We start from the raw sequence: 1,568 nt of genomic DNA, 5'->3' as shown, positions 1-1,568 counted from the left end.
TTTATTATGATAATACTCTTTAGCAACACTCTAATCGCAAATAGTGATACACATAAACTATTAGGAATAACAGTCAAAACTCAGACAGAGCAAAAAGTAGTAGTTTCAGATAGAAAAAAAAGATATGCAGAGCCTAAGAGAGCTATCTATAAAAATGCTCAAATGAAAAGAGTGTTAAAGTATACAAAGATTAAGAGAACTCCTCAAAAAGAGACAGCGTATGGGTTGAAAATGGGCTACAAAATATCTAAAAATGTCTCCGTATCTGTTGATGTTTTAGCAGAGGTTGATATCAAAAATAGTAGAATCAAATCAAAAGAGGCTAATCTTCAGTTTGCTTTCTCTATTTGAGTCTATTTATGATAAAATTTTGCAAAAAGGAAAATTATGTCATATCAGATACTAACAATAGATACAGTAAAAGAGTATATATTAAATATAAAAGAGATAAAAGAGTATCTTGTAGGGGTAGACCCAAGTGTCTACCCTAAAAAAATAGAGATACAAGAGATAGGTGATGGAAATTTAAACTTTGTCTATATTGTTACAAACAGTGATAACCAAAAGAGCCTTATCGTAAAACAGGCTGTTCCATATCTTCGTATTGCAGGTGAGGGGTTTCCTCTATCTCGTGAGCGAATGTCATTTGAGATTCGGGCATTGAAATTTTATGGAGAGCTTGTTCCAACTCTTGTGCCAAAAATCTACTATGCTGATGAGGAGATGAGCTTGGTAGTTATGGAGAATCTGTCAGAGCATATTATTATGCGAAAAGGGTTGATAGATACAACCTATTATCTTCATTTTACAGAGCATATCTCTTCGTTTTTAGCTCAAACACTCTTCTACTCATCTTCACTCTATCTTACTAGTGCAGAGAAACGAACATTGGTTGATAGATTCAACTCCAACAGAGAACTCTGTAAACTGACTGAGGATTTTGTCTTTACACTTCCATTTATGGAGGATGAGACCAATGATATTAACCCTGATTTAGTAGATGAGGCAGAATTACTTTTTGCTGATAGTGAGTTCAAAAAAAATGTTCTAAAACTCAAATATATCTTTATGACTCAAAGTGATGCTCTGCTTCATGGGGATCTGCATACAGGCTCTATTATGTTAAATGAGAGAGAGACTTTTGTAATAGACCCAGAGTTTGCATTTATAGGTCCTTTTGCTTTTGATATAGGGGCTTTGATTGCCAATATGATTAACTCCTATATATCTCACTTTTATAGAAGTGAAGATAGTGAATATAGGGCTTGGATTTTAGATAGTATCAGAGAGATTTATAGTAAGTTTGAGTCTAAGTTTTTGGAGTTGTGGGCAAAACATCCTAACTCTGCACTGCTAAAAGATGGATTTATAGCTCAAAAGGATTTAGACGAGTTTAAAGCTTGGTTTATGAGAAATATCTTCTCTCAAAGTGTTGGTTTTGCAGGATGCAAGATAGCTAGACGAGTCTTTGGGATTGCAGGTGTAGAGGATATTCGCAGTATAAAAAATAAGCAGAAAAGAAAAGAGGCTGAGCTTATGGCATTAGAAGTTGGAAAAAATTTGATTTT

Annotated in this window: 2 protein-coding genes; both read left to right on the top strand. The window is 33.9% G+C overall.

What is annotated here, in order from left to right; all coding sequences use genetic code 11:
- Window positions 1–351, top strand: a 351-nt coding sequence (locus tag GSY74_RS10420; protein ID WP_164665040.1) for a hypothetical protein, incomplete at its 5' end; no start/stop codon positions are given.
- Between the two features lie 36 nt (window positions 352–387).
- Window positions 388–1,568: S-methyl-5-thioribose kinase (gene mtnK, locus GSY74_RS10415; RefSeq protein ID WP_164665038.1), on the top strand; the 1,181-nt coding region annotated here is incomplete at its 3' end.

Source organism: Sulfurovum sp. bin170 (genome assembly GCF_010892395.1).
GTDB lineage: Bacteria > Campylobacterota > Campylobacteria > Campylobacterales > Sulfurovaceae > UBA1140.
This window is presented reverse-complemented; position numbering and strand designations above follow the sequence as displayed.